Below are 21313 nucleotides of genomic sequence, written 5' to 3'. Positions count from 1 at the left end.
GGGTGGATGACGATCCTGCCGCGCTGGTGGAAGCGCCCGCCTATTCTTGCCACCGACAATCCCAAGGGCCCATGGGGAGGCGCCGGCGACGACGGCGGCAATGGTGGCGGCCCGCGCAATCCGTGGGCGCTGCCCCCCGGCGGTCGCAAGGGGGCCGCGCGTCCCACTGCGCTCGACGAGTTCCTGAAAAAGGCGCGCGGTCCCGGCGGCGGCGGTGGCGGCGGTTTTCCCAGCCTGCCCGGCGGTGCCAACCCACGGGCGTTGTGGGGCATCGGGATCGGGGCGATCGTGGTCGCCTGGCTGCTGTTCACCTCCATCCACCAGATTGGCCCGCAGCAGCGCGGCGTCGTGACCTATTTCGGCCGCTACGCCGGCACGTTGCAGCCCGGCGTGCAGCTTACCCCGCCCGCGCCGATCGCGCGGGTGCAGACGGTGGACGTGCAACGGTTCCGCACCGAGAATTTTCCCCGTGGCGACGGCGTCAATCTGGCGCTGACCGGTGACCAGAACATCGTCGACCTTACCTATTCGGTCCGCTGGAACATCGGCGATCCGCGCGACTACGTGTTCCAGCTCGCCCAGCCGGAGGAAACGGTGCGCGCCGCCGCCGAGAGCGCGATGCGCGCGGTGATCGCCACCACCACGCTGGATCAGGCGTTAGGCGCCGGCCGCACCACGATCGAGCAGCGGGTGGCGGAATCGATGCAGTCGATCCTCAACAGCTACCGTTCCGGCGTGCGCATCCAGGGCGTCTCGATCAACCGCGCCGCCGCGCCGCAGCAGATCGTCGACGATTTCAACAAGGTGACGGCGGCTCAGCAGGAAGCGGTCGGTGCGGTCAACAAGGCGCGATCCTACGCGCAACAGGTGATCGCCAATGCGCAGGGCGAGGCGGCGGCATTCGACCGCGTCTATGCCCAGTATCGCCTCGCGCCCGAAGTGACGCGTCGCCGCATGTATTACGAGACGATGGAGGCCGTGCTGGCCAAATCCGACAAGACGATCGTGGAGCCGTCCAGCGTGGTGCCCTATCTGCCGTTGCCGCAGGCCCGCCGCGCACCCGAGGTGCAGGCCGCGCCGCAACCCACCGTTCAGGCGGGAGCCGGCCAGTGAACGAACTGAACTGGAAGAACCCCGTCTTCTTCGGGATCGCCGCGCTGCTGCTTGTCATTCTGGCGGCGGCAACTTTCGCGATCGTGCCGGAGACGAAGCAGGCGGTAGTCTATCGCCTCGCCCAGCCGATCCGGGTGGTCAATCGCTACCAGCCGAACGAACAGCCGGGCAATTCCGGCGCCGGGCTGATCGCGCGCGTGCCGTTCCTCGATCGCATCACCTGGGTCGACAAGCGCACGCTCGATCTCGACCTCGAAAACACGCCGGTGCTGTCGAGCGACCAGTTGCGGCTGAACGTCGATGCCTTTGCGCGTTTTCGCGTCATCGATCCCCGGCTGATGCTGGCGACCGCCGGTGGCGAGGAAGGGGTGCAGAACCAGTTGCGCCCATTGTTCGGCTCCACGCTGCGCAACGAACTGGGCAAGGTGCCGTTCGCGCGGCTGCTGACCGCCGAGCGCAATCAGGTGATGGATGATATCCAGACCGGGCTCGATCGTCGCGCGCGCCAGTACGGCGTTGAGATCGTCGACGTGCGGATCAAGCAGGCCGAACTGCCCGAGGGGACGCCGCTCGACAGTGCGCTGCGCCGGATGCAGACCGCGCGCCAGCAGGAGGCGATCACCATCACCGCCGAGGGCCAGCGCCGCGCCCGCGTGGTGCAGGCCGACGCCGATGCCGAGGCGTCGCGCATCTACGCGCAGAGCTTTGGCAAGGACGCCGATTTCTACGACTTCTACCGCGCCATGCAGTCCTATCGCCGTACCTTCGTCGGTGACGGCAGCGCCGAGGGACGTGGTGCCACGTCGATCATCCTGTCGCCGAACAATTCCTATCTTCGGGAGTTCGAAGGCCGGGGACGCTGAGGCCCCGTTCGGGCCGATCCGTTCATATTCAACCATCGTTCAGCCGATTTCGGCGATAAATCGCCGGGTTCGAACGACGAACGAGAGGAAGTGACAAAAGTGCGCTACGCCTACGCCATTACCGGTGCCCTGTTGCTCGGCGGTGCGACCGCGACGGTCGCGCTGCAGCCGAGCACCGCCCAGACTGCCCAGAACGAGCCCGGCACGATCCAGGCCGCGTCGCCCAAGGCCGGCGCGCCGATGAGCTTCGCCGACATGGTCGCGAAGCTGCAGCCCGCCGTGGTCAACATCTCCACCAAACAGTCGATCGCGGCACCCACGCAGCAGGCGAACCCGTTCGCCGGCACCCCGTTCGAGCAGTTCTTCGGTCAGGGTCAGGGCGGTGGCGGCCAGCCGCAGAAGCGTGAAGGCCAGTCGCTCGGTTCCGGCTTCCTGATTTCGCCCGACGGCTATGTCGTGACCAACAGCCATGTCGTCGCGCCGGCGCGCGGGGCGACGGTGGAATCGATCACCGTCACGCTCAACGATCGCAAGGAATATACCGCCCGGCTGATCGGCCGCGACGAGGATTCCGATCTCGCGGTCCTGAAGATCGATGCCGCCAACCTGCCGTTCGTGAAGTTCGGCGATTCGGCGCGCGCGCGCGTCGGCGACTGGGTGGTCGCGATCGGCCAGCCCTTCGGCCTCGGTGGCACGGTGACGGCGGGCATCGTCTCCGCCGTCCACCGCGTGACCGGCCAGGGCGGTGCCTATGACCGGTTCATCCAGACCGACGCCTCGATCAACCAGGGCAATTCCGGCGGCCCGATGTTCAACCTGAACGGCGACGTGATCGGCATCAATAGCCAGATCTTCTCGCAGTCGGGCGGCAATATCGGCATCGGCTTCGCGATCCCCGCCGAAGAGGCCAAGCCCATCATCAACACGCTGATGAAGGGCGGCAAGATCCAGCGCGGCTATCTGGGCGTCACCCTGCAGGGTGGCCCGGTCGACGACGAGACCGCCGCCGCCCTCGGCATCGCCAAGAATCAGGGCGAACTACTCGCCGGCGTCTCGCCCGGTGGCCCCGCTGCCAAGGCGGGCCTGCGCGCGGGTGACGTGGTGACGAAGGTCAACGGTCAGGCGGTAACGCCGGATACGACGCTGTCGTATCTGGTGTCGAACGTGACGCCGGGGCAGACCGCGCGGCTCGATTATATCCGTGGCGGCCGGCCCGCCACCGCCAGCGTGACGGTCGCGGTGCGCCCGTCGACGCAGCAACTGGCGGCGCTGACCGGGCAGGGCGATGATTTCGGCAGCGAGGACGAGGGTGCCACCACCGGGCAGGTCGCTCCTGCCGGCAGCAACACGCTGGGCCTCACCGTGCAGACGCTGACCCCGGCGATCGCCCGGCAGGTGAATGTCGACTCGACCGTGCAGGGCGTGGTGGTCGCGCAGGTCGACGGGTCGAGCGATGCCGCCGGCAAGCTGCGCCGTGGCGACGTGATCTCGGCGATCAACGGCACGCCGATACGCACCCCTGCGGAAATGACCGCAGCGGTCGCGCAGGCCCGCCAGCAGGGCCGGCCACAGGTGCTGGTCCTCGCCCAGCGCGGCCGTACCCCGGCCCGGTTCCTGCCAATCAAGATCGACAAGAACTGATCGGTCGGATCGTCTGAAAGGGGCCGTCGTGGATCGCCACGGCGGCCCCTTTCGTTATCGCTCCCGTCCGCGTCCTTGCCGCCTGCCGCACCCCCTTTGCACCCGGTGCGATCCGCCTTACGCTGCCGCCGATGGACAAGGGCTATGACCGCTGGGGCAGCGACGATCCGGCATCGCCGGTCATCGTTTCCGTGTCCCATGCCGGCAGCGAATATCCCGCCGCCCTGCTAGAAGCGTTACGCGTGCCCGTCACCGCGCTGGCGGCACTGGAGGACCGGCACGTCGATCGCGTCGCCGCCGCCGCGTCCGGCCCCGAGACCGTCCTGGTCCAGCGTCGCGGCCGCGCGTGGATCGACCTGAACCGCGCCGAGCGGGAACGCGATCCGCAGGTCGATGCCGGCGCGGTGCCACAGCGCCAGCCCTCCGCAAAGCTGCGCAGCGGACTGGGGCTGGTGCCGCGCCGCGTATCGGGCGCGGGCGACCTGTGGCGACGGCGGTTTACCGGCGAGGAGATCGATGCGCGTATCGCCGCCGATCATCGGCCCTATCATCTGGCGCTCGATGCGCTGCTGGCGGCGGCGCGTGCCCGGTTCGGGGTGGCGATATTATTCGATCTTCATTCAATGCCGCCGCTCGCACCTCGCGGGCCGCATATCGTGATCGGGGACCGGTTCGGGCGCAGTTGCGGGGCCAGGTTCACGGCGCGGGTCGAGCGTGTGGCCGCCGATGCCGGCATCGCCTGCGCCTCCAACGCACCCTATGCCGGTGGATATATCGTCGAGCGCCATGGCCGGCCTGGCCGTGGCATTCATGCTGTCCAGGTCGAACTCGATCGGTCGCTGTATCTCGACGCCTTGCTGGATGGGACGGGTCCCGGTCTGGCCGCTACGGGCAGGCTGGTCCGCGATATGATCGACGCATTGGCCGACGAGGCGCGGCTCGCGCCGCTGGCGCAGGCCGCCGAATAAAAAAACCACCCCGTGCGGTAATCCGCGCGAGGTGGCCAAGGTTCAGGGAGGAGACACGCTAAAAGCGTGTCGTACGGCCTTGCGAAAGGGGGGACACAAGAACCGTACGATTGATAAATGGGTGAACCCGGTTTTGGTTCAAGGTTGTCGACAAAAAAAGTACAATCGGTTGGCGAGGGACGTCAGCGATCCTCAGCGATCCAGCGCCGGCGCCATCCGCGCGAGCAGGCCGTCGCGCAGGATCAGCCGGTGGCGCAGCGCTGCCGCGACATGCAGCGCGACCAGTGCCAGCATCAGCCAGCCGAGGATCGCATGGGCGTCATGTCCGATCCCGCCCGCCTGCGACCCGATCGGCAGATAGGGCAGGTCGAACAGGCCGAACCAGTCGAGCGGACGCCGGGTGGTGGAACCGGATACCATCATCCACCCCGTCACCGGCATCGCCACCATCAGGATATAGAGCAGCCAGTGCGTCGCGTGCGCCGCGCCGCGTTCCCAGCCGGGGGTGGTGGCGGGCAGGGGCGGGGGTCGGTGGCCCAGCCGCCACGTGATCCGGGCGAGGGTGAGTGCCAGTACGGTCAGCCCGATCGCCTTGTGCGCGGGCATCGACCCGCCCGGCAACGCATCGTGAAACAGGCCGATGACGAGGTTCGCGATCACCAGAGCCGCGATCGTCCAGTGGAACCACATCGCGACGGTGGAGTAGCGAACCGTCGGGGCGTATCCGATGCTGCGGCCGATGGTCATGGATAGGTTTCTCCGCAGTCTGCCGGACGGTTCGCCCAGCAGACTGCGGATCACCCCGAAAGGCAAGAGGGCGGGATCAGCCCGCCGGCTGAAGCTGCGGCGCGGGCATCTGCCCGGTCGCCTGCTGGCGTGCGAAAATCTCGCGCATCAGCGACAGCGAGAACAGGTGGGCATAAAGCAGCGGCAGCATCCCCGACTGGCTCATCTTGCGCAGCTGATCGCCGCGCAGGCCCGCCAGCTTCTCCTCGTTCACCATCTGGAAACCGCGATAGATGAACGGCTGGGCGTTGCCGTCGATCTGGATCGTCACCTCACCGTCCATCAGCAGGCCCTGCTCGCGCAGTTCGTTCATGAATTGCTGGGTACGCTGGCCGGCCTGTTCGAACGTCTCGTTGAAGGCAAGAATCTGCTTGGTCACTTCGCTCGGCTCGCCATTCTCGAACAGGCGGTCACCCTCGTCGAACACGCCAATCGACGGCGATGTCGGGTCGAAGCACAGCGACAGCTCGTCCGCCTCGGGGCGCAGCCGCGCCAGCATGTACGGATAACGGCGGACATAGGCGGGAACGTAGAAGTTCGTCTCGGTCAGCTTGCCTTCGCCATCGACGAACACGTTGCTGCCCTCGTTCAGGCCCATCAGCGCCAGCGGGATCGCGTCGTCACCGCTGGAGAACACGATCGGCATGTGTCGCTGGACCAGCGGGAATTCGTCGACCGTCACCGGCACGGCGTGCTGGCCGATCAGGAACGGCGCGGTTTCCTGCGGCCGGATGCGGTGATCGGCATGGACCTGGCTGGAGAGCGGTTCCAGCGCCTGATAGAAGAGCGGCAGGTTTTGCGGCGCGCTGGCCATGCGGGAAACTCCGTTGTCATGTGCGGCGCGCAGACCCCCCGCTCGCCGGATGGGCTGTGGCTCTACGGTGCAGGATCGTGCGGGGCAAGCAACTTGCCCGGATTGAACAGCCCCTTGGGGTCGAGCGCGGCCTTGATCGCGTGCATCGCCGCCAGCCGGCCCGGCGGGGCGAGGCGGGCCAGTTCGCCGCGCTTCATCTGTCCGATGCCATGCTCGGCGGAGATGGTGCCGCCCGCCGCCGTCACCAGATCATGGACGAAGGCGGTGATGCCCGGCGCGTCTTCGGCATACCAGCGGTCGCGATCGATTCCCCCGGGCGCGCGGACGTGGAAATGGATGTTGCCGTCGCCCAGATGCCCGAAACCGGAGGCGTGCGTACCCGGAAAGCGCGCGTCGCAGGCCGCCGCGGCGTCGATCATGAAATCGGGCATCGCCGCCACCGGCACCGCGATGTCGTGCTGCACCGCCGGCCCGCGCGCGCGCTCTGCATCGGACAGCGAATCGCGCAGCCGCCAGAAGGCGTCGGCCTGCGCCTCGCTGGCCGCGATCGTCGCGTCGCCGACCAGCCCGTCGCCGATCGCCGCCGCCAGCACCCGCTCCAGCAGCGCGTCCGGCGCCTCCTCCTCGGCCGATCCCGCCGTCGCCTCGATCAGCAGGTGCCAGCGATGCGTGCCGGCCAGCGGCGGGCGGGCACCCGGCACATGCGCCACCGCCGCCGCCATCGTATCCGCCGGCATGATCTCGAAACTCTCCACCGCCCGCCCGGCCCGCTGGAACCGCCGCAGCAGCGCCAGCGCATCGGCAGGGCTCGCCACCCCGGCCCAGGCGGTGCCGCGCGCCACCACCGCGGGCGCCAGCCGCAGCGTCGCGGCGGTCACGATCCCCAGCGTTCCCTCGGCCCCGATCAGCAACTGGTCGAGGCTGTAGCCCCGGTTGTCCTTCGCCAGCGCGGCAAGCCCGTCATGGACATGGCCGTCCGCCATCACCGCCTCCACCCCCGCGACCAGTCCGCGCATCGTGCCGAAGCGCAGCACCTGCGTACCGCCGGCATTGGTCGACACCAGCCCGCCGATCGTCGCCGTTCCGCGCGCGCCCAGCGTCAGCGGGAATCGCCAGCCCTGCGCCAGCGCGGCGTCGTGCAGGGTCGACAGGATCACCCCCGCCTCGACCACGGCCAGCCCCGCCGCCGCATCGATGTCCCGGATCCGGTTCAGCCGCCGCAACGACAGCAGCAGCGCATCGCCCTCCGCCGGCGGGGTCGCGCCGCCGACCATCGAACTGTTGCCCCCCTGCGGCACCAGCGACACGCGGTGCCGTGCCGCCGCGCGCACGATCGTCGCCACCGCGGCGGTATCGCGTGGTGCCAGCAGCGCCGGCGCATGGCCGCGATAGCGCTGGCGCCAGTCCACTTCCCACGGCGCGATCATGTCCCGGTCGGTGACGATCGCGGCCGGGTCGAGATCGCGGGCCAGATCGTCGAGCATCGCTTGCTGGGCAGGGGTCATCCGGTGTCGCTACGATCGCAAATCGGGGCTGGCAACCGTTCGAGCCGCGGGCAAAAGCGGCAAAATGACGGCAGGTTCATCGATCGTTCAATCACGGCGACCCACCGTCATCATCAGTCCATGTCCCATCCTGCGATCCCCGCCGCCCTGCTCGCCCTGTCCTTGCCCGTCCTGCTGGTCGCGCTGGCCGGCCCGTCGACGCCCGCGACGGCGCAACTGGTGATCCATGAGCGGATCACCATCCGGGTGCCGCGCATGCCCACCGCGATCTCGCGTCCCGCGCCGGTCGCCAGCCGCTGGAAGGAGAAGAAGGGACCATCGTGCATCGATATCGGCGAGGTCGCCGGTGCGGTGATCGCGGTCCCCGCCTCGGTAGACCTGTTGCTGGGGGATGGGCGCTGGATGCGGGCGCGGCTGGACGGGGATTGCCGTTCCGCCGATTTCTACACGGGCCTCTATATACGCCCAGGCCCCGACGGTCGCCTGTGCGCGGACCGCGACGTCATCCGCATCCGGTCCGGCGCGAAATGCGCGATCGACGCGTTCAAGCTGCTGGTGGCGCGGCGATAGCGGAAAATGCCGGTCGCATCGGGCGGGACGGTCGGCGAATCGCGCTCTTTCCTTGACTTTCGCGGCCGTTTCGGCGAGCGCCCGACAAGCACGGGTGCGGCAACCGCGCCTCCTATCCGGACAACTGCATGCCCTTCGCCGAGCTCGGCCTATCCGACGAACTGCTGAACGCCGTCACCGATGCCGGCTATACGGAGCCGACGCCGATTCAGGCGGCGGCGATCCCGTCGGTGCTGATGATGCGCGACATCATCGGCATCGCGCAGACGGGCACGGGCAAGACCGCCAGTTTCGTGCTGCCGATGATCGACATCCTGGCCCATGGCCGCAGCCGGGCGCGCATGCCGCGCAGCCTGATCCTGGAGCCTACCCGCGAACTCGCGGCGCAGGTGGCGGAGAATTTCGAGAAATACGGGGTCAACAGCAACCTGTCGATGGCGCTGCTGATCGGCGGCGTGTCGATGGGTGACCAGCTCGCCGCGTTGGAAAAAGGCGTCGACGTGCTGATCGCGACGCCGGGCCGGCTGATGGACCTGTTCAACCGCGGCAAGATCATGCTCAACGGCTGTTCGCTGCTGGTGATCGACGAGGCGGACCGGATGCTCGACATGGGGTTCATCCCCGATATCGAGGAAATCTGCACCAAGCTGCCCAAGCAGCGCCAGACCCTGCTGTTCTCCGCGACGATGCCGCCGCCGATCAAGAAGCTGGCGGACAAGTTCCTCGAAAATCCCAAGATGATCGAGGTCGCACGCCCCGCGTCGACCAACATCAACATCAAGCAGTGGGTGGTCCCCGTCGCCGGATCGACCGCCGCCAAGCGCGACCGGCTTCGCCAGATCCTCGCGCAGGAAGAGGTCACCAACGCGATCGTCTTCTGCAACCGCAAGACGACGGTGCGCGAACTGAACAAGACGCTGAAACAGGCCGGGTTCAAGTCCGGCGAAATCCATGGCGACATGGAACAGGCGCAGCGGATCGCTGAACTCGACCTGTTCAAGGACGGGCATATCAATATCCTCGTCGCCTCCGACGTCGCGGCGCGCGGGCTGGATATCAAGGGCGTCAGCACCGTCTTCAACTTCGACGCGCCCTGGCATCCGGACGATTACGTCCACCGCATCGGCCGCACCGGCCGCGCAGGGGCGACCGGCACCGCCTATACCTTCGTCGCGCCCGACGACGACGAGAATATCGCCAACATCGAAAAGCTGACCGGCCAGCAGATTCCGCGCCTCGACGCTCCCGTCGCGGTCGCCGCACCGGTGGCGGAAGCACCTGCCCCGCGTGAGGAGCGCCCCCGCCGCAACCGGCGTGAGCGTCCGGCCCCGGAGGCGGTGCGCAACGAACCAGTGCGCGACGAAGCGGCTCACGAGGCGGTTGCTCCCGTGGAGGCGCCAGCCGCGCCGTCGCGCGCCGCCGCGCCCTCGCCGATGCGGGAAGATCGCCGGCCGGAGCGTCAGGAGCGCGAGCCTCGCCGCGACTATCGCCGCCATCAGGTGGATGACGGTCCCGATGATGGCTGGAACGGCCCGATCCCGGCCTTCCTCAATGCCCGGCTGGTGATCCAGCCTTAGCGGCATCTTCTTCCCGTCATTGCGGCCAGAGCGAAGCAATCCAGAGCGTCACACGGAACACCGGGTTGCTTCGCCCCGCCCTTAATGACGGAATATCACCCGTCGATCGAACCTGCCGTCACGTCCCCGTCGCGGCATTGGGATTGTCGCCACCATCGCCGTTGCCGCCGGGGCCGGAATAATCGATCTCGGTCTGGCCACCATGGCCCATGATATCATCGCTTTTCGGTTTCTTGCCCGTCTGCGGGTTGGGATAGGCGCCGCCGCCGCTTTCGCCGCCGGCGTCCTTGGCGGGCGTGTCGGATATGCCGTCGGGGCGGCCCGCATTGTTGCCGTCGCCGGCCGCCTGCATCGGTTGCTTGTCGCTCATGCTTTTTCTCCCACGTTCCATGTCGTCGCATGGCATAACGCACGGGTCCGCGATCGGGGGGCGGCAAGTGCGTTGCACTGTGCCGCGCGCTGCCCCACATAGCCGACCAACATAGCCGGGTAATACACCAAGGACGCGTGAATGGCCGATCCCTACAAGACCCTCGGCGTCGCCCGAACGGCGGCCGAGGCCGATATCAAGAAAGCCTATCGCAAGCTCGCCAAGGAGCTGCACCCCGACCGCAATCGCGACAATCCGAAGGCGGCGGAACGGTTCAGCCAGGTCACCAACGCCTATGACCTGCTGTCCGACAAGGACAAGCGCGCCCGTTTCGACCGGGGCGAGATCGATGGCGACGGCAATCCCGCCGCGCCGTTCGGCTTCGGCGGCGGCCCGGCCGGTGGTCGCCCCGGCTATGGCCCGGGCCCCGGTGCCCGGCCGCAGGGCTTCGACTTCGGCGGCGACGGCGCCGATATGAGCGACATTTTCGAAGGGCTGTTCGGCGGCGGCGGCGGCGGCGCGCCGCGCGGTGGCTTCCAGGGCGGGTTCGGGCGACGCCAGCCCCTGCCCAAGGGCGCGGACGTCCAGTACCGGTTGCAGGTGTCGTTTACCGATGCCGCCACGCTCGCGCCGCAGCGGGTGACGCTGGGCGACGGCAAGGCGATCGAGGTCAAGCTGCCCGCCGGGGTCCAGTCCGGCACGCAGATGCGCCTGTCGGGCAAGGGCGATCCGGGGCCGGGCGGCGCGGGCGACGCGATCGTCACGATCGAGGTGCAGCCGCATCGTTTCTTCGAGCGCGATGGCGACGATATCCGCCTGAACCTGCCGATCTCGCTGGCGGAGGCGGTGCTGGGTGGCAAGGTGAAGGCCCCGACCGTGGATAATCCGGTGATGCTCACCATTCCCGCTGGCACCAGTTCGGGCCGTGTCCTGCGCCTGAAGGGCAAGGGGTTTCCCCGCAAGGGTGGCGAGCGTGGCGACCAGCTCGTCACGCTGATGGTCGAATTGCCCGCCGACGATGCGGCGCTGCGTGGCTTCGTCGAGGGGTGGCCCGGACGCGACAAGGGGAACCCGCGGGCGGCCATGGGCGTCTGAACGCCTCGTGGACGATGATGACCTTACCCCCGAATCGCGCGCCCGGCACGGCACGCGTGCCCGCCTCGATCGCCAATTGGCCAAGGTGCGGCCGGGCAGCTACGCGTTCGAGGTGATGAAGCGCGCCGCGATCGGCGTGTTCAACGACGGGTTCACCCATGCCGGTAACCTCGCCTATCTGGCGTTGATGACGCTGTTCCCGTTCTTCATCACCGCGGCGGCGCTGCTGTCGCTGCTGGGGCAGAGCGAGGAGACGATCCGCGCCGTCAACGGCTTCCTGCATGTTCTGCCGCCCGATGTCGCCACGCTGCTGCAAAAACCGATCTCGGACGTGCTGGAAGCGCGGACCGGCAATCTGCTGTGGCTGGGGGGGCTGGTCGGCCTGTGGACGGTCAGCGGCTTCGTCGAGACGATCCGCGACATCTTCCACCGCGCCTACGGGCTGAAGGCGACCGCCGCCTTCTGGAAATCGCGGCTGTCCTCGGCGGGCGTCATCATCCTTTCGGTCGTCGTCGCGCTGTTCTCGTTTCTGGCGCAGGGGCTGCTGACCGCGGCGGAACAGTTCGTCTATCGCCTGCTGCCGTTCGCGCAGGACTGGGTCGGGCTGATCGGGCTGGCCCGCTTCATTCCTGGGCTTATCATGTTCGGCGCGCTGTACATGCTGTTCTATTCGGTGACCCCGTCCAAGTATCGCTACACCGACAGCCGCAAATGGCCGGGTGCCGCCTTCACGACGATCTGGTGGGTCAGCATGACCGCGCTGCTGCCGGTCGCGCTGGCGCAACTGGGCGGATATGATCTCACCTATGGCAGTCTGGCGGGCGTCATCGTGATGCTGCTGTTCTTCTATATCATCGGGTTGGGGCTGGTTTTCGGTGCGCATTTGAATGCGGCACTGGCGGAACCGCCCGAACCGGCGCTACACGATGCCCCAATGGCAACGGCACAAGTGACGGCATAGGGCGATGGATCGCGTGAACGGATTGATGGCAGGCAAAAGGGGGCTCATCATGGGCCTCGCCAATGACAAGTCGCTGGCGTGGGGGATTGCCAAGTCCCTGTCGGCAGCGGGTGCCGAACTCGCCTTCTCCTATCAGGGAGAGGCGATGGCCAAGCGGGTCCGCCCGTTGGCCGAACAACTGGGCACCGCCCGGCTGTTCGATTGCGACGTGTCGGACATGGCGGCGCTCGATGCGACTTTCGCTGCGCTGGCCGAGGAATGGCCGACGATCGACTTCGTGGTCCACGCCATCGGTTTTTCGGACAAGTCGCAGTTGCGTGGTCGCTATTACGACACCACGCTCGACAATTTCCTGATGACGATGAACATCTCCGCCTATTCGCTGGTCGCCGTCGCGCAGCGCGCGCGCCGGATGATGCCGGACGGCGGGTCGATCCTGACGCTGACCTATTATGGCGCGGAAAAGGTCATTCCCCATTACAACGTCATGGGCGTGGCCAAGGCGGCGCTGGAAACCAGCGTGAAGTATCTCGCGGTCGATCTGGGACCGGAGAACATCCGGATCAACGCGATCTCTGCCGGCCCGATCCAGACGCTGGCGGCACGCGGCATCGGCGATTTCAACTACATCCTGAAATGGAACGAGCTGAACAGCCCGCTGCGGCGGACCGTGACGATCGAGGATGTCGGCGGCGCGGGGCTGTACATGCTCTCCGACCTTGCCAGCGGCGTGACCGGCGAGATTCATCATGTCGATGCCGGCTACAACGTGATCGGCATGAAGGCCGAGGACGCGCCCGACATCGCACTGGCGTAATATTGTTTCGGGGCATCCCTGCCCTCCCTTCCAACGCACGGACGACGATTCCATGGCGCTGAATGCCTCTCCGAACGCGCACGGTCCGCGATGAGCTGGAACAGTTTCGGCCGCGTCCTGCGCTTCACGACCTGGGGGGAGAGCCACGGGCCGGCCATCGGGGCGGTGGTCGATGGCTGCCCGCCGGGGATCGCGTTGACGGAGGGCGATATCCAGCCATGGCTGGACCGCCGCCGCCCCGGCACCTCGCGCTTCACGACGCAGCGGCGTGAGCCAGATGCGGTGCGCATCCTGTCCGGCGTGTTCGAGGGGCGGACGACGGGTACGCCGATCAGCCTGATGATCGAGAATGTCGACCAGCGGTCGAAGGATTATTCCGAGGTCGCCAAGGCCTATCGCCCTGGCCATGCCGACTACGCCTATGACGCGAAATACGGGTTTCGCGACCATCGCGGCGGCGGTCGCTCGTCGGCGCGCGAAACCGCGTCGCGCGTGGCGGCCGGCGCCGTGGCGCGGCTAGTGATCCCGCAGGTGCGGGTGCGGGCATGGGTGGAGGCGATCGGCGGCGACGCGATCGATCCCGCGGCGTTCGATCCCGCAGAGATCGATCGCAATCCGTTCTTCTGCCCCGATCCCATGGCGGCCCGCCGCTGGGAGGTACTGGTCGACACCGCGCGCAAGGCAGGTTCCTCGCTGGGGGCGGTGGTGGCGTGCGAGGCGACCGGCGTGCCGGCCGGCTGGGGGGCGCCGCTCTATGCCAAGCTGGATGCGGAGCTTGCCGCAGCGTGCATGGGGATCAATGCGGTGAAGGGGGTGGAGATCGGCGACGGGTTCGCCGCCGCTGCCCTGTCGGGCGAGCAGAACGCCGATCCGATGCGTCCCGGCACCGATGCGCCCGAATTCCTCGCCAACCATGCCGGCGGGATCGCGGGCGGCATCGCCACTGGTCAGCCGATCCGGCTTCGGGTCGCCTTCAAGCCGACCAGCTCGATCCTGACCCCGGTGGAAACGATTACCCGCGACGGGGCGGCGGCGGAGATTGCGACGCGGGGCCGTCATGATCCGTGCGTCGGCATTCGCGGCGTACCGGTGGTGGAAGCGATGGTCGCGCTGGTATTGGCCGACCAGGCGTTGCTCCACCGCGCCCAGTGCGGATAATAACGGGAACGGTTAAGTATCAGATACGTTTGGCTTCTCACAAGATACAGGAGAGAAACCATGCGTATTCATCTACCAGCGATCGCCCTTGGACTTTTGTTGCCGGCCGCAGCATTTGCCCAGACCATGCCGACATCGCCCACGAACGGTACGACCACCGGCACCATGGGCAGCACCGGTATGCCGACGGCGGGCCAGACGATCGACAATGCCGGATCGACCCCCGGTACCATGGGCTCCACCCAGATGAACCCCGGCACCCCGGATACGTCGGTGCGTTCCACCACCGGCGCCCGTAATGGCCAGCGTTCGACCAACCGTACCCGCCGTCCCGGTTCGGCAGGCACCGGCACCACCACGCCGACCGACCCGAGCGGCACCATGGGTACCGGTACGATGGGAACAATGGGAACGCCCGGCACCATGGGCACGACCGGGACCATGGGCACCCCTGGCACGATGGGTGATGCGCCCGGTACGCCGACCACGACCAGCCCCGGCACGCCGCCGCGCTGATCTGTTCCGGCCAATGGCATCGGCGCCCGTGTCGATGCGATAGCTGATACGTCCGAACCGTGTTCCCGCTCATCGTGGGAGCACGGTTCGTGTATCTGGAGGTCTTACGAGCCGCGTTCCGTCGCGATTTCGGCGAGCAGGTCCTTGCGGCTCAGCTTGCCGATCATCGTCTTCGGCAACACGGCACGGATCACCACCCGATCGACCCGCTCGTGCCGGCCCAGTTGCGGATTGAGCCAATCGCGCAACGCCTCGCCGGTGATGGCCTCATCGTCCGCGACGGTGACATAGGCATGGGGGGCTTCCCCCCGATAGGGGTCGGGCAGCCCGACCACCAATACCTCCCTGATCGCCGCATGATGGTGCAATACCGCCTCGATCTGGCTGGGAAACACCTTGAACCCGCTGACTGCGATCATGTCCTTCAGCCGGTCGACGACGCGGATGAAGCCATCCGGGTCGATCTCCCCGACATCCCCCGTCCGCAACCAGCGCCGGCCGTCGTGATCGACGACGAACGTCGTGTCGTCCACCTCGGGCCGTTGCCAGTATCCCAGCATGATCTGCGGGCCGGCGATGACGATCTCGCCCGGTTCCCCGGCCGCGACCGACCGGGTCGGGTCTTCCTTGTCGACCAGCCTCACCTCGGTGCCGGGGATGGGTTGTCCGATTGATCCGGTGCGCCCTTCGGCGAAATAGGGGTTGCTCGATACCACGCCCGCGCTTTCGGACAGGCCATAGCCTTCGACCAGCGTCGCGCCGGTGACCGTCTCGAACCGCTGCTTCAATTCCAGCGGCAGCGGTGCCCCGCCCGACACGCAGACGCGCAGCGACGAGAAATCGGCGGCGGCGGCGCGCGGGTGGTCGATCAGCGCCCGGTACATCGTCGGCACGCCGGGCAGGGTGGTCGCGCCGGTGCGCGCCAGCGCCGCCAGCGTCTGCCCGGCATCGAACCGGGGCAGCATCACGATCTCGCCGCCGGTCAGCACCGTGCGGTTCAGCACGCAGGTGTTGGCGAAGACATGGAACAGCGGCAGCACCCCCAAGATGCGATCGACGCCGGTGCCGCGATCGGGGTCGAGCCGCGCGACCTGTTCGGCATTCGCGGCCAGATTGGCATGGGTCAGCATCGCGCCTTTGGGTGTGCCGGTGGTGCCGCCGGTGTACTGGATCAGCGCGATGTCGCGGTCCGGGTCGATCGCCGGCACGGTGCAGGTGCCCTTGTTCGCGATCAGCGCCGAAAACGCGACGATGCGTGGATCGTCGGGGCGTGGCGCGATCTCGCGTCGACGGAACAGGCAATAGACCAGCGACTTGGCCGGCGGCAGCGCGCCGGCGATCGATCCGACCACCAGCCGTTCCAGCCCGCTGCGCTCCAGCACCTGCATCGCGGTCGGCAACAGCGCGCTGGCGGACAGCGTGAACAGTAATCGCGTCCCGGAATCGTTGACCTGATCCGCCAGTTCGCCGGCGGAATATAGCGGCGAGAAGTTCACCACCGTCGCTCCCAGCATCAGCGCGCCGTAATAGGCCGCCACGTAATGCGGGACATTGGGCAGGAACAGGCCGATGCGATCGCCGGGGCCGTATCCCATCGCGGCCAGCCCGCACGCCACGCGCCGCGCGCCATCCAGCGTTTCGGCATAGCTGTAGCGGCGGCCGAGAAAGTCGATCAGCGGCGCCGCCCCCCGCCGCGCGGCCGATGCCTCGAACAACGTCACCATCGTCTGCACCGGGATCGGTTCATCCCACCGCGTGGGGTGGCGATAATGGTCGATCCAGGGAGATTCGCTGCTCATTGACATTGGTGTAAGCAACGTCACGGCGCGGTGCAACGGGGATGAAAGGGGGCCGTGGCCCCCTTCGGATCAGCGGCGGAACGGGTCTTCGAACAATGCGCGCGCCTGCGACGCCGCATCGCCCTGCGGGCCGGCATCCGGATCGCGCACGGCATTGGTACGCTCCGCCTGCAACTGCGCGATCAGGGCCTCGCGGTCGCCCTCCAGCCGGGTGTCGGTGGGCTGCGCCTCGCCGCCGGTCGCCTTCGCGGCCTTGGATACGGCGGCGTCCAGTTCGCGCTGCGTCGTCAGCCCCAGCGTCACCGGGTCCTTCGGCGTGATGTTGCCGATGTTCCAGTGGCTGCGGTCGCGGATCGCGGCGATCGTGGTGCGGGTGGTGCCGATCAGGTTGCCGATCGCGCCATCGGTGATTTCCGGATGGTTGCGGATAATCCAGGCGATGCCGTCCGGCTTGTCCTGGCGCTTCGACACCGGGGTATAGCGCGGCCCCTTGGTGCGGCGGACCTGTTCCGGCCCCTTGGTCATCTTCAGGCGGTATTCGGGGTCGGCCTGACCCTTGTCGATCTCGTCCTGCGTCACCTCGTGCGCGCGCACCGGATCGCGGCCGGTCAGCTTGGTCGCGGCGGTATCGTCGGCGATCGCCTGCACCTCCAGGATGTGGAGGCCACAGAACTCGGCGATCTGCTCGAACGAGAGCGAGGTGTTGTCGACCAGCCAGGAAGCGGTCGCATGGGGCATCAGGGGCTGGGCCACGGGGGCAGACTCCGTATAAACAGAAAGGGCCGCCCCTTCCCGGAGCGGCCACACGTAATACGGACTTAGTGCGAACCGGCCTTCGGGGCAAGGCGCGGGCGGCAAAGCCGTTGGCGCCCGGCGGGACATCGCCTTCGGCAGCAATCGATCATCCGGTCGCGGCCCCGATCACTGCCCCGGTCATTCCCCCGGTCATTCCATCGTCAGCACGATCTTGCCGACATGGTCGCCCGCCTCCATCCGGGTGTGGGCGGCGGGTGCATCCGCGAAGGGAAAGCTGCGGTCCATCACCGGCTTCAACTGCCCCGACTCCACGAACGGCCACACGGTGCGCACGATTTCCTCGGCGACCAGCGACTTGAACGCCACGCTGCGCGGGCGGAGCGTCGATCCGGTCAGCGTCAGGCGGCGGCGCATCATCTCGAACAGCGGGATTTCGGCCGACGCCCCGCGCTGCACCGCGATCGACACGTGGCGACCGTCCTCCGCCAGGCATTGCAGGTTGCGGGGCACGTAATCGCCACCGACCATGTCCAGCACGATGTCGACGCCGCGCCCCCCGGTGATCGCTTTCACCCGCTCGACGAAATCCTCCGTCCGGTAATTGATCGCATGGGTCGCGCCCAGTTGCCGGGCGGCGGCGCATTTGTCGTCGCTGCCCGCGGTCACGATCGTCTTCAGGCCGAACAACTTGCCCAGGGCGATCGCCATCGTGCCGATGCCCGATGTGCCGCCATGCACCAGCACGCTGTCGCCCTCGCCGGCATAGGCGCGCTCGAACAGGTTGGTCCACACCGTGAACAGCGTCTCCGGCAGCGCCGCCGCCTCCGCCATCGTCACCGCCTCCGGCACCGGCAGGCATTGTCCGAACGGGGCGACCGCATATTCGGCATAGGCGCCGCCCGTCACCAGCGCGCATACCGGCTGGCCGATCTGGAACGCCTCCACATCGTCGCCGACCGCCACGATCGTGCCCGACAATTCCATGCCCAGGATCGACGAGGCGCCCGGCGGCGGCGGATATTTTCCCTGACGCTGCATCACTTCCGGCCGATTGACGCCGGCGGCGGCGACACGGATCAATACCTCGCCCGGGCCGGGCCGGGGCACCGGCCGGTCGACCAGCCGCAATACCTCCGGCCCGCCCGGCTCCGCGGGGTCGATCGCCTTCATCGTCGTCGGTATGGGGTCCATTTGGGCCTGTCTCTGTAGGGGGGGGGGCTTGGTCGCAGGTGCTCGCCGTTATTGACAACCGGCACGCATGGGTCAACGTTTGCATCATGGAACCCGACGATCCCCGCCCGGTGTCCAGCGATCCGGTCGCCATGTTGGCCGTGCAGGATCTGGACCCGCTATCGGTCGCCGAGCTGGAGGCGCGGATCACCGCGCTGGAGCGCGAGATCGGGCGGTCCCGCCGTCATTTGGAACGCGCCGTTAATCACCGCGCAAGTGCCGACGCCCTATTCCGGTCATGATGGACGCGGCTTTCCCCCGGCACCCGGCCCCTTCGATCGACGGGGCGCTTGATGCCGGGGGGATGCGTTCCGACATAGACGGAAAGGGTCCGGCCTCGGACCCGACTGGAGTATCGTAATGCCGTCATTCGCTCCCGCCCTCGAAACCACGCTGCACAAGGCGCTGGAGGCCGCATCGGCCCGCCGCCACGAATATGCCACGCTGGAGCATCTGCTGCTGGCGCTGATCGACGACGAGCACGCGTCCAAGGTGATGACCGCCTGCCACGTCGATCTCGGCGAACTGAAGACCACGGTCGCCCATTATCTCGATACCGAACTCGACGCGCTGAAGGTGGAGGCGGCGACCGATCCGTCGCCGACCAGCGGGTTCCAGCGCGTCGTCCAGCGTGCGATCCTGCACGTCCAGTCGTCGGGCCGCGACGAGGTGACCGGCGCCAACGTGCTGGTCGCGCTGTTCAGCGAGCGTGAAAGCTATGCGGTTTATTTCCTGCAGCAGCAGGACATGAGCCGGCTGGATGCGGTCAGTTTCATCAGCCACGGCGTCGGCAAGGGCGGCACTGCGGAGGCGACGCCCCCCAAGGGCGCGGCCGAGGAAGAGAAGCCCGCCAGGCAACAGGAGAAGGGCAAGACGGAAAGCGCGCTCAAGCAATTCACCGTCGATCTCAACGAGAAGGCGAAGATCGGCAAGGTCGATCCGCTGATCGGGCGCGGGCCGGAGGTGGATCGCACGATCCAGATCCTGTGCCGCCGGTCGAAGAACAATCCGCTCTATGTCGGTGATCCCGGCGTCGGCAAGACCGCGATCGCGGAAGGGCTGGCGCGCAAGATCGTCGAGGGCGACGTGCCCGACGTGCTGCTGGAAGCGGTGATCTACTCGCTCGACATGGGCGCGCTGCTCGCCGGCACCCGCTATCGCGGCGATTTCGAGGAGCGGCTGAAGGCGGTCGTCAACGAACTCGAAAAGCTGCCGCACGCGGTGCTGTTCATCGACGAGATCCACACCGTCATCGGTGCCGGCGCGACCAGCGGCGGCGCGATGGACGCGTCGAACCTGCTCAAGCCCGCGCTGTCGGGCGGCAGCATCCGCTGCATCGGCTCGACCACCTACAAGGAATTCCGCAACCACTTCGAAAAGGATCGTGCGCTGCTGCGCCGGTTCCAGAAGATCGACGTCAACGAGCCGACGATCGAGGATACGATCAAGATCCTCGCCGGCTTGCGCTCGGCGTTCGAGGATCACCACAACGTCAAGTACACGCCCGACGCGATCAAATCGGCGGTCGAACTGTCGGCGCGCTACATCAACGACCGCAAGCTGCCCGACAAGGCGATCGACGTGATCGACGAGGTCGGCGCGATGCAGATGCTGGTGCCCGCCGCCAAGCGCAAGAAGACGATCACCCCCAGGGAGATCGAGCAGGTCATCGCGACCATGGCGCGCATCCCGCCGAAAAGCGTGTCGACCGACGACAAGAAGGCGCTGGAATCGCTCGAAACCGATCTGAAGCGCGTCGTGTTCGGCCAGAACAGCGCGATCGAGAAGCTGGCCTCCGCGATCAAGCTGTCGCGCGCCGGCCTGCGCGATCCGGAAAAGCCGATCGGCAACTATCTGTTCACCGGCCCCACCGGCGTCGGCAAGACCGAGGTGGCCAAGCAGCTGTCGGCGATCATGGGCATCCCGCTCCAGCGGTTCGACATGTCGGAATATATGGAGCGTCATTCGGTCAGCCGGCTGATCGGTGCGCCTCCCGGCTATGTCGGGTTCGATCAGGGCGGTCTGCTGACCGATGCGGTCGACCAGAACCCGCATTGCGTGCTGCTGCTCGACGAGATCGAGAAGGCGCATCCCGACCTGTTCAACATCCTGTTGCAGGTGATGGATAACGGCCGCCTGACCGACCAGCACGGCAAGACGGTCGACTTCCGCAACGTCATCCTCATCATGACGACGAATGCGGGCGCTTCGGACATGGCGCGCGAGACGCTGGGCTTCGGCAATCTCAGCCGCGAGGGTGAGGACGAGCAGGCGGTCACGAAGCTGTTCACGCCGGAATTCCGCAACCGGCTCGATGCGATCGTGCCGTTCGGCTATCTGCCGACCGAGGTCGTGGCACGGGTGGTGGACAAGTTCATCCTCCAGCTCGAACTCCAGCTGGCCGATCGGGGTGTCCACATCAATCTCGACGATGCCGCCAAGGCGTGGCTGACCGAGAAGGGCTATGACAAGCTCTATGGTGCCCGCCCGATGGGTCGCCTGATCCAGGAGAAGATCAAGCAGCCGCTGGCCGAGGAACTCCTGTTCGGCAAGCTGGTCCATGGCGGCGAGGTGACGGTGCGGATGAAGGACGGGGCACTGTCCTTCACCATCGAACCCTCCGCGCCCAAGAAGCCGCGCAAGAAGGGCGGCAAGACCGAGCCGGTCGAGGCCAAGTAACTGGGTTGTCGCCGCACTGGCCTTTATTGGCGGTGTGGCGGTTGCCTGTCCGGTTATCATGCATAACAGTTACTCGACGGAGATAGAACCAGTTT

At 67.3% G+C, this 21313-nt stretch carries 20 protein-coding genes; 13 read left to right on the top strand and 7 right to left on the bottom strand.

Annotated elements, in window-relative coordinates; all coding sequences use genetic code 11:
- Positions 1-6: 6 nt before the first annotated feature.
- From hflK to ABD719_RS07280, 4 genes are all read left to right on the top strand, one after another.
- Positions 7-1113: a protease modulator HflK gene (gene hflK, locus ABD719_RS07295; RefSeq protein WP_344692704.1), complete on the top strand. Its 1107-nt coding sequence runs from the start codon at positions 7-9 to the stop codon at positions 1111-1113.
- Positions 1110-1976, top strand: a complete 867-nt coding sequence (gene hflC, locus ABD719_RS07290; protein ID WP_344692703.1) for a protease modulator HflC — start codon at positions 1110-1112, stop codon at positions 1974-1976. Before hflK ends, hflC begins: the two co-directional genes overlap by 4 nt.
- Before the next feature lie 99 nt (positions 1977-2075).
- Positions 2076-3617 carry a Do family serine endopeptidase gene (locus ABD719_RS07285; RefSeq protein WP_344692702.1) on the top strand — a complete coding sequence of 514 codons (1542 nt, stop codon included), beginning with the start codon at positions 2076-2078 and terminating at the stop codon, positions 3615-3617.
- A gap of 131 nt (positions 3618-3748) precedes the next feature.
- The gene (locus ABD719_RS07280; protein ID WP_344692701.1) at positions 3749-4585 is read left to right on the top strand and encodes an N-formylglutamate amidohydrolase; all 837 of its coding nucleotides are present in this window, start codon (positions 3749-3751) and stop codon (positions 4583-4585) included.
- 192 nt (positions 4586-4777) lie between these two features.
- Here ABD719_RS07280 and ABD719_RS07275 read toward each other — a convergent pair whose 3' ends face one another.
- The 3 genes from ABD719_RS07275 to ABD719_RS07265 all read right to left on the bottom strand — a co-directional run bounded on the left by ABD719_RS07275 (position 4778) and on the right by ABD719_RS07265 (position 7690).
- On the bottom strand, positions 4778-5332 hold the full coding sequence (locus ABD719_RS07275) for a cytochrome b (protein ID WP_344692700.1): 555 nt from the start codon (positions 5330-5332) through the stop codon (positions 4778-4780).
- A 76-nt stretch (positions 5333-5408) separates the two neighbouring features.
- The gene (locus ABD719_RS07270) at positions 5409-6185 is read right to left on the bottom strand and encodes a SapC family protein (protein ID WP_344692699.1); all 777 of its coding nucleotides are present in this window, start codon (positions 6183-6185) and stop codon (positions 5409-5411) included.
- A gap of 62 nt (positions 6186-6247) precedes the next feature.
- Positions 6248-7690, bottom strand: a complete 1443-nt coding sequence (locus tag ABD719_RS07265) for an FAD-binding oxidoreductase (RefSeq protein ID WP_344692698.1) — start codon at positions 7688-7690, stop codon at positions 6248-6250.
- Positions 7691-7810: 120 nt separating this feature from the next.
- Here ABD719_RS07265 and ABD719_RS07260 point away from each other — a divergent pair, with 120 nt between their 5' ends.
- Positions 7811-8260: a hypothetical protein gene (locus ABD719_RS07260; protein ID WP_344692697.1), complete on the top strand. Its 450-nt coding sequence runs from the start codon at positions 7811-7813 to the stop codon at positions 8258-8260.
- 128 nt (positions 8261-8388) lie between these two features.
- Entirely contained in the window at positions 8389-9837 is a 1449-nt protein-coding gene (locus ABD719_RS07255; RefSeq protein ID WP_344692696.1) for a DEAD/DEAH box helicase, read from the top strand.
- A gap of 118 nt (positions 9838-9955) precedes the next feature.
- On the opposite strand, the gene ABD719_RS07250 is transcribed toward ABD719_RS07255, so the two are convergent.
- Positions 9956-10207: a hypothetical protein gene (locus ABD719_RS07250; RefSeq protein WP_344692695.1), complete on the bottom strand. Its 252-nt coding sequence runs from the start codon at positions 10205-10207 to the stop codon at positions 9956-9958.
- Positions 10208-10348: 141 nt separating this feature from the next.
- Here ABD719_RS07250 and ABD719_RS07245 point away from each other — a divergent pair, with 141 nt between their 5' ends.
- The 5 genes from ABD719_RS07245 to ABD719_RS07225 all read left to right on the top strand — a co-directional run bounded on the left by ABD719_RS07245 (position 10349) and on the right by ABD719_RS07225 (position 14754).
- A complete protein-coding gene (locus tag ABD719_RS07245) occupies positions 10349-11302 on the top strand; it encodes a DnaJ C-terminal domain-containing protein (RefSeq protein WP_344692694.1) in 954 nt (317 codons plus the stop codon).
- Positions 11303-11309: 7 nt separating this feature from the next.
- A complete protein-coding gene (locus ABD719_RS07240; protein WP_344692693.1) occupies positions 11310-12263 on the top strand; it encodes a YihY/virulence factor BrkB family protein in 954 nt (317 codons plus the stop codon).
- A gap of 13 nt (positions 12264-12276) precedes the next feature.
- Positions 12277-13080: an enoyl-ACP reductase FabI gene (fabI, locus tag ABD719_RS07235; protein ID WP_344693075.1), complete on the top strand. Its 804-nt coding sequence runs from the start codon at positions 12277-12279 to the stop codon at positions 13078-13080.
- A gap of 90 nt (positions 13081-13170) precedes the next feature.
- Entirely contained in the window at positions 13171-14238 is a 1068-nt protein-coding gene (gene aroC, locus ABD719_RS07230; protein ID WP_344692692.1) for a chorismate synthase, read from the top strand.
- Positions 14239-14364: 126 nt separating this feature from the next.
- Complete coding sequence (locus ABD719_RS07225; RefSeq protein ID WP_344692691.1) at positions 14365-14754, top strand: hypothetical protein; 390 nt, start codon at positions 14365-14367, stop codon at positions 14752-14754.
- Positions 14755-14858: 104 nt separating this feature from the next.
- Here ABD719_RS07225 and ABD719_RS07220 read toward each other — a convergent pair whose 3' ends face one another.
- The 3 genes from ABD719_RS07220 to ABD719_RS07210 form a co-directional block, all read right to left on the bottom strand.
- Positions 14859-16553, bottom strand: coding sequence for an AMP-binding protein (locus ABD719_RS07220; protein ID WP_344692690.1), 1695 nt, complete (start codon positions 16551-16553; stop codon positions 14859-14861).
- A 69-nt stretch (positions 16554-16622) separates the two neighbouring features.
- Positions 16623-17306, bottom strand: a complete 684-nt coding sequence (locus ABD719_RS07215) for a DUF1013 domain-containing protein (protein WP_344692689.1) — start codon at positions 17304-17306, stop codon at positions 16623-16625.
- Between the two features lie 192 nt (positions 17307-17498).
- A complete protein-coding gene (locus tag ABD719_RS07210) occupies positions 17499-18500 on the bottom strand; it encodes an NAD(P)H-quinone oxidoreductase (RefSeq protein ID WP_344692688.1) in 1002 nt (333 codons plus the stop codon).
- Positions 18501-18586: 86 nt separating this feature from the next.
- Here ABD719_RS07210 and ABD719_RS07205 point away from each other — a divergent pair, with 86 nt between their 5' ends.
- Together ABD719_RS07205 and clpA are read left to right on the top strand one after the other, a co-directional pair.
- Entirely contained in the window at positions 18587-18781 is a 195-nt protein-coding gene (locus ABD719_RS07205; RefSeq protein ID WP_344692687.1) for a DUF1192 domain-containing protein, read from the top strand.
- A 118-nt stretch (positions 18782-18899) separates the two neighbouring features.
- On the top strand, positions 18900-21218 hold the full coding sequence (gene clpA, locus ABD719_RS07200; RefSeq protein ID WP_344692686.1) for an ATP-dependent Clp protease ATP-binding subunit ClpA: 2319 nt from the start codon (positions 18900-18902) through the stop codon (positions 21216-21218).
- The last annotated feature ends 95 nt before the right edge of the window (positions 21219-21313 follow it).

The organism is Sphingomonas cynarae (assembly GCF_039537815.1).
Lineage (GTDB): Bacteria > Pseudomonadota > Alphaproteobacteria > Sphingomonadales > Sphingomonadaceae > Sphingomonas > Sphingomonas cynarae.
The sequence above is the reverse complement of the archived record's forward strand: the minus strand, read 5'-3'. Positions and strand labels throughout refer to the sequence as shown.

What these genes read in the sequence shown, in the direction of transcription:
- ABD719_RS07205 (WP_344692687.1), top strand. Translation starts at nt 18,587, where the DNA reads ATGGAACCCGACGATCCCCGCCCGGTGTCCAGCGATCCGGTCGCCATG.
- ABD719_RS07275 (WP_344692700.1), bottom strand. Translation starts at nt 5,332, where the DNA reads ATGACCATCGGCCGCAGCATCGGATACGCCCCGACGGTTCGCTACTCC.
- ABD719_RS07210 (WP_344692688.1), bottom strand. Translation starts at nt 18,500, where the DNA reads ATGGACCCCATACCGACGACGATGAAGGCGATCGACCCCGCGGAGCCG.
- hflK (WP_344692704.1), top strand. Translation starts at nt 7, where the DNA reads ATGACGATCCTGCCGCGCTGGTGGAAGCGCCCGCCTATTCTTGCCACC.
- ABD719_RS07280 (WP_344692701.1), top strand. Translation starts at nt 3,749, where the DNA reads ATGGACAAGGGCTATGACCGCTGGGGCAGCGACGATCCGGCATCGCCG.
- ABD719_RS07245 (WP_344692694.1), top strand. Translation starts at nt 10,349, where the DNA reads ATGGCCGATCCCTACAAGACCCTCGGCGTCGCCCGAACGGCGGCCGAG.
- ABD719_RS07250 (WP_344692695.1), bottom strand. Translation starts at nt 10,207, where the DNA reads ATGAGCGACAAGCAACCGATGCAGGCGGCCGGCGACGGCAACAATGCG.
- clpA (WP_344692686.1), top strand. Translation starts at nt 18,900, where the DNA reads ATGCCGTCATTCGCTCCCGCCCTCGAAACCACGCTGCACAAGGCGCTG.
- ABD719_RS07270 (WP_344692699.1), bottom strand. Translation starts at nt 6,185, where the DNA reads ATGGCCAGCGCGCCGCAAAACCTGCCGCTCTTCTATCAGGCGCTGGAA.
- ABD719_RS07255 (WP_344692696.1), top strand. Translation starts at nt 8,389, where the DNA reads ATGCCCTTCGCCGAGCTCGGCCTATCCGACGAACTGCTGAACGCCGTC.
- ABD719_RS07220 (WP_344692690.1), bottom strand. Translation starts at nt 16,553, where the DNA reads ATGAGCAGCGAATCTCCCTGGATCGACCATTATCGCCACCCCACGCGG.
- ABD719_RS07225 (WP_344692691.1), top strand. Translation starts at nt 14,365, where the DNA reads ATGCCGACATCGCCCACGAACGGTACGACCACCGGCACCATGGGCAGC.
- aroC (WP_344692692.1), top strand. Translation starts at nt 13,171, where the DNA reads ATGAGCTGGAACAGTTTCGGCCGCGTCCTGCGCTTCACGACCTGGGGG.
- ABD719_RS07265 (WP_344692698.1), bottom strand. Translation starts at nt 7,690, where the DNA reads ATGACCCCTGCCCAGCAAGCGATGCTCGACGATCTGGCCCGCGATCTC.
- ABD719_RS07260 (WP_344692697.1), top strand. Translation starts at nt 7,811, where the DNA reads ATGTCCCATCCTGCGATCCCCGCCGCCCTGCTCGCCCTGTCCTTGCCC.